Here is a 6,009-nt window from a genome sequence, read left to right as displayed (position 1 = left end):
TAGTAAAACCCCCGGTATTGGATTCTGGTCCAATACCGGGGGTTCACTTCAACAAGTTTAAATTTGTCATCGCTTTTTTCGTTCAAATTGTAAGCGGCTTATTTACTCCGTTGACCGTAACCACGTTTGGATTTATACCCGGCATCTAAAATCGTGCGCATGTCCGCAATGTGCCGTTGTTTAGTTGCCTCAGCTTTGGCACCAAAAATATAACGCGCCCATTCTCGTTGGTAACCCGGCGTTAACTCATCAAAGAATTTCTTAGTTACTGGCGTACCATTAAGTAAGTCGCTTACCTTAGGAATGTCAACTTCATAATCCGCTAGCGTTTTCTTTTCTGCCATTTTAATCGGCTCCTTTTATTATCACTTGCTTAATAGCATAGCAAACCTCAGTTAAAGTTAAAAGCCGCTGAGTTAAAATTAGAATTATTTAATTAAAGTTCTAATTGAGAACATTTTTCATTTAGCCTAGCCAGACAGTATTTCTTCTGCTAAAATATAAACTTAAGAAGAAGGATTTTCATTAATTCTTAATCTAAAACTAATTTGGCTGTTTAATTTCTAAAAGTCTTCCCATGCTCACTCAAAATGAAGCGTTTTTCCGTTAGACTAAGACTATTGTGAGCGTTAGCATATTAGCCGCATACGTATAGTAAAACATCTTAATTGCGAAGTAGGAGGGGTTGTGCATGACACAACTTGAAGGACATGACTTATGTATCGGTTATCCGAACCACATGATTATCGAGCATTTAAATATAAAGTTTCCTGATCACCAAATTATCGGTTTAATTGGCCCTAACGGTAGTGGTAAATCAACACTGCTTAACGTACTCTCCGGCTTCCGCCAACCCGCTGCCGGCAAAGTTGTTTTAAACGGTCAACCACTAGCTAAATTCAAGCCAAAAGTACGTGCGCAAAATATTGCCAGTTTGCCACAGAATCCGCAAGCACCGGAAGATACATTGGTGCGCGATCTCGTTGCTTATGGCCGCTTCGCCTACCAAAAACCGCTGCACGGTTTACAAACAGATGATGAAACGGCGATCGACCAAGCTTTGATTGCCGCTAACTTAGAGGGCCTAGCCACTCGTAGTCTAGCTAATTTATCTGGCGGTCAACGTCAGCGTGCCTTTATCGCGATGACGTTAGCGCAAAATAGCGATATTTTATTGTTAGATGAACCAACAACTTATCTTGATTTGACCCATCAGCTTGAGATTCTTAAGTTATTACAGGAATTGAATCAAGAACAACATAAAACGATCATCATCGTACTCCATGACTTAAATCAAGCCGCGCGCTTTTGTGATTTTTTAGTTTGCTTAAAAGACGGTCAAGTCATGTATCAAGGCCGACCTGATCAGATTTTTACGTCACGAATGCTAGCTAAAGTTTTTCAGATCGATGCGACAGTGGCGCCAGAACCACGTTTGGGCTGTCCGATGATCACTAGCTACGATACATTCATAGCAGCGCCTACTGCTGCGGAGGCGCACTAATGATCAAGCGAACGCAACGGATCTACCTCGTTTTGATTGTTCTGTTAATTGCTGGTTTTATCATCAATCTTTGTAGCGGTCCAACTTGGTTTAGCCCATTAACGGTGCTTCATCCCCAACCAGGTTTGCAGGCGCAAACGATTCTATCAGTTCGGCTACCACGGGCCTTAGCGAGTGTCCTAGTCGGTGCTGAATTAGCCGTGGCTGGTCAGTTACTGCAAACAATTTCACGCAATCCAATCGCAGATCCAGCCATTTTAGGCGTTAATAGTGGCGCCAATCTAGCTTTGATTGTCGGTACCGTGTTAGGCATTCCCTTCACCATCCGCGCGCGCTTCGGCTTAGCGTTAGTTGGTGCGCTGCTGGCGTTTTGCGTCGTATTGGGGTTATCATTGACTCGTAACGGTATGCAACCGTTGCGGCTAATTCTGGGTGGCAGTATTTTTTCTGGCTTTCTAGTCAGCGTGGCATACGCGGTCAGCCTATTAACGCAAACAACAGCGCAATACCGAACTTTATTGGTTGGCGGCTTTTCCGGTGTCACTTACGATTCCGTTTGGTTGCTAGCGTTGATTTTATTAATTGTGTTACTAGCCATTGTTTACTTACGCAACTCATTAACAATCTTGACGTTAAATGATCAATTAGCGCAAAGTTTGGGTAGTAAGCGTAACGGCACGCGGGTGCTTGCATCGATTTTAATCGTGTTAGCAGCGGGCGGCTGTGTCGCTGTGGCGGGCAATATTGCTTTTGTCGGCTTAGGCATACCGCAATGTATCGCGATTATTAGTGGTCATCGTTTTAAGCAAACGGTTGGCCAAGTGTTGTTAGCTGGCGGTGCCTTTCTCAGCTTCGGTGATGCACTAGCCAAATCAGCACGGCCACCATTTGAATTGCCATTAGGCGCGTTAAGTGCCATTCTTGGCGGCATCTTTCTATTCGCCTTTCTCTGGCGTAAACAGGGGGCGTTAACCACATGAAGCGAAGTTTTCAAATTTGGTGTACCTTGTTCAGCTTGTTATTTGTCGGCTTGGTCATCTTCCAACTGACCCATGGCAGTATTCACCTTTCATGGACTGATATTCGCCAAGTTTTTAGCGGTCATGGTAGTGCGCAAGCAGACTTAGTTTTGCTTCAATTTCGGTTGCCACAAATCGCTTTAAGCGTCATCTGTGGCGTTTGTTTAGGCTTAAGTGGTGCTATTTTACAATTAGTAACGGAAAATCCATTAGCTGACACCAGCATTATGGGCATCAACGCTGGTGCTAGCTTAGGTGCAGTGGTCTTTCTAGCCATTAGCCATCTAAATATTCCTTTGAGCCAAACGGTCGGCTTACCTATTTTTGCCGTACTTGGTAGCTTAGTTGGCGCCTGCATCGTCTTTATTCAGCGGCGGCTACAACAGCCGTTACAACTCCTGTTATTAGGAATCGCCAGTGGGACTTTACTTAATGGCATTATTCTATTGATCGAGCTGCAATTAGATCAGTTCGATTTTGATAAATTAATCGTCTGGATCAGCGGTGATTTCTGGAACCAAGATTGGTCCTATATCGCTGTTCTTGGCGGCGCACTACTTATTTTATTACCACTAACTTTACGTGGTTTGTGGGCCAGTGATATTCTCACTTTAGGCCAGCAAGCTGCCAGTGGCCTCGGCTTGGCAGTAGCTGGCAAGCGCCAAGTTTTGTTATTGCTAGCCGTTTTATTAGCTGGCTTAGCGGTCGCTGGTGGCGGTGCAATCAGCTTTGTCGGCTTAATGGCACCGCACATTGCCCGCCGCCTAGTCGGTAATCATGGCCGCCATTATTTACCGTTAACCGCACTGATCGGCGTCAATTTAATTTTATTTGCAGCAGTAGTCGCCGAAAATATTTTTGCCCCGAGCCAATTACCAGTTGGATTAGTCGTTGCGGTGATCACAATGCCTTACTTCGTTTATCTTTTGCTCCACCAAGCTGATCAAGAATCAATTTAATCTGGAGGTCCTTATTATGTCAAAAAAATTACAGCGGATCTGCGGCGTTTTGTTAGCTGCATTCGCTTTGCTAGTCTTTGTTCCGCGACCAGTTGCTGCGGCTGATACCCACGCCTTTAAGGCAGCTAACGGTACCATCCAAGTCCCCAATCATCCCAAGCGTGTGGTTGCCGGCTTATACCTAGGTCAAGTAATGGCCCTGAACGTTAACGTCGTTGGCTCCACCAAGTTAGAAATGGCCAATCCTTACCTAAATCAAAGTAAGGTTAAAAAAATCACCGACGTTGGTACGCCGATGAGTGCTGAAGCTGTTTTGAAGCTAAAACCTGATTTGATCATTACTAGCAACGAAGCTGATACTAAGAAAATGGAAAAAATTGCGCCTACCGTGCAAATTCCTTATCAAAAAACACAGCAGTTTACTGCATCAATGAATTATTTTTCTAAGTTATTGAATCAGCCCAAGCAAGCTAAAGCCTTCAAACAGTCCTTCAACGCCGCCGCTAAAAAACAGGTTAAGCGTTTAGAAGCCGCTAAAATTAGCCGCAAGAGTTCCTTCGGGGTTTATGAAATGCAGAGCAGTAAACTTTATGCTTATGGTTCCGGCTTTAGCCGTGGCGCCCAAGCTATGTTGGCACTAGGCTTCAAGCTCTCTAAACCTTTACAAAAAGTAGATTCTAGCGCTGGTTTCAAGGAGATCTCAGTTGAATCCTTACCAAAATACCAAGCGCATTACATGTTCGTCACCACTTCTAGCACCAAAGGTCAGAAAGATCCAGCCTTAGTAGCGATGAAGAAGAACCCAATTTGGCAATCATTGGCCGCAGTTAAAGCCAATCGAGTCATTGAATTACCATTTAATAAAATGTACTACTATGATCCATTTGCAACGCGTGCACAGTTGAAAATCGTAACCGACGCGCTGATCAAAGCAAATAAATAAAGATATGTCCACTTAGGTTAGCACCTTTTACGGTTGCTAACCTTTTTTGTGCTTTTTATCCGATTCAATCGGCTTCATCCCCACTTACCGCGTAAAAATCAACTCATGCTACCGGTATAAATTATTTAATACAATAACTTATTACCTCACCAAAATATAGGTGAAAAAATAGATTGCGCACATTTCAAGGTAACGCAACCTATCTTAAGCTATATTTGAAAACTATTTAACCGTATTACTATTTTCTTCTATTGTAGTTGAAACAGGATTGTACACGGGATCACTTAACCCATACCCTTTAACCAATCTTGTTAACATAATAGCGGATAGCCAACAAATAGCTAAGGAGCCAGCCAATAACCACATTAATAGATCAGGTGAGAAATTCATAATTACCGGTGTGAAAATTGAAAATACGGCTGTAAAAGCACGCACAATTGCGTATGAATAGCCAGTCATAGTTGCTCTTACATCTGCTGGATAAAACGACTGGGTCCAAATTTTATAAATTGACTCGCCATCTAATACGTTGCAGACAGAATAAACGAAATAACAAATGGCAAAAATCACCCAAAGTCGACCTAAAAATGCTGAAATAACAAATGAAACTAGTGAGAGGCCTAAGCCAATATGCATCATCACGTAACGATATTTAGTATCCGCAAAACGCATGTAAATACTATAAAGAATAATTACTGCAACAATGTTCGTCACAAAACCAATTAACGTTGCTGTTGACTGAGATTGATGATTAACGACAACCATAAAGTAGTTTAAAAATGAGCCCCATGTATTCGCCGGTAGATTCCAAAAAAGATAGAATACCGTTAATAAAATCAGTGGCATTAAATAGTGCGGATTCTTTAATAAAGTAGATAGCTTAACCTTTTGCTGTTCTTCATTACCATTACCTGAACTAGCTTGGTTTTCAGCCAATAACTGGTCTTCAATTTGTTTAAATTTCTTAGAAAAAGCACGCACGGCCCAAGTAGCAACTGCCACAATGGTCAACCAAGCAAACATTGTGCGGGGACCGATGATTCCCATCTTAGCAGTTACAAAACCAATACCTTGCGATATCATGATACCTAAAAACCAGAAAATTTCAGTAGAAGAAATAGCACGCCCATGATGTTGCTGTGGAATCCGTTCAGAAATAACAGCTAACGAGGTTGGTAAGTCGGCACCAGATGCTAACCCGGCAATTGCTAAACCAATTAATAACGTTGGAATATTGTAAGCAAATGTGATAATAGCGGTACCAATTCCCACTAATAAAATATCTAAATTAAATACGCGAACTCGGCCAAAACGATCAGACAAATTCCCGCCAACATATGACCCCACTGCAACTGAAATGGTTAACATCGTACTTAAAATACCAGCCAACCATGGCGACATATGAAAATATCCTGCCCAAATCGATAATGCAACACCTGTACTAACAAGTAGCGCAGCATCTAAGTATGACGCAATTGCTGCAACTGAAATCAACGACCAATCTCGTTTTGATAGCTTTTCATTTTCTTGATTCAAATTGTTCACTCCTTTTTATTTATTACGTTTAATTTAGGTTTTAATAAG

The 6,009-nt window shown here is 42.2% G+C and carries 6 protein-coding genes; 4 read left to right on the top strand and 2 right to left on the bottom strand.

The window, feature by feature from the left end; translation table 11 throughout:
- Positions 1–98 precede the first annotated feature (98 nt).
- The gene (locus EKM80_RS07190) at positions 99–344 is read right to left on the bottom strand and encodes a YdeI/OmpD-associated family protein (RefSeq protein ID WP_125552437.1); all 246 of its coding nucleotides are present in this window, start codon (positions 342–344) and stop codon (positions 99–101) included.
- Between the two features lie 347 nt (positions 345–691).
- On the opposite strand from EKM80_RS07190, the gene EKM80_RS07185 reads away from it, so the two are divergent.
- From EKM80_RS07185 to EKM80_RS07170, 4 genes are read left to right on the top strand one after another with little or no spacing between them, the layout of a single operon-like run.
- Positions 692–1,504: an ABC transporter ATP-binding protein gene (locus EKM80_RS07185; RefSeq protein ID WP_125552436.1), complete on the top strand. Its 813-nt coding sequence runs from the start codon at positions 692–694 to the stop codon at positions 1,502–1,504.
- Positions 1,504–2,484: a FecCD family ABC transporter permease gene (locus EKM80_RS07180; protein WP_125552435.1), complete on the top strand. Its 981-nt coding sequence runs from the start codon at positions 1,504–1,506 to the stop codon at positions 2,482–2,484. Before EKM80_RS07185 ends, EKM80_RS07180 begins: the two co-directional genes overlap by 1 nt.
- A complete protein-coding gene (locus tag EKM80_RS07175) occupies positions 2,481–3,482 on the top strand; it encodes a FecCD family ABC transporter permease (RefSeq protein ID WP_125552434.1) in 1,002 nt (333 codons plus the stop codon). The genes EKM80_RS07180 and EKM80_RS07175 overlap by 4 nt, the downstream gene beginning before the upstream one ends.
- Before the next feature lie 16 nt (positions 3,483–3,498).
- Positions 3,499–4,425 (top strand): ABC transporter substrate-binding protein, encoded by a 927-nt coding sequence (locus EKM80_RS07170; protein WP_125552433.1) that lies wholly within the window; start codon positions 3,499–3,501, stop codon positions 4,423–4,425.
- Between the two features lie 222 nt (positions 4,426–4,647).
- Here the strand turns inward: EKM80_RS07170 and EKM80_RS07165 are convergent, their stop codons facing one another.
- Positions 4,648–5,961 (bottom strand): MFS transporter, encoded by a 1,314-nt coding sequence (locus EKM80_RS07165; RefSeq protein ID WP_164509515.1) that lies wholly within the window; start codon positions 5,959–5,961, stop codon positions 4,648–4,650.
- Between the last annotated feature and the right edge of the window lie 48 nt (positions 5,962–6,009).

It is taken from the genome of Loigolactobacillus jiayinensis (assembly GCF_003946445.1).
Classification (GTDB): domain Bacteria; phylum Bacillota; class Bacilli; order Lactobacillales; family Lactobacillaceae; genus Loigolactobacillus; species Loigolactobacillus jiayinensis.
Note: the sequence above shows the minus strand (reverse complement) of the source record. Positions and strands in the feature narration are given on the sequence as shown.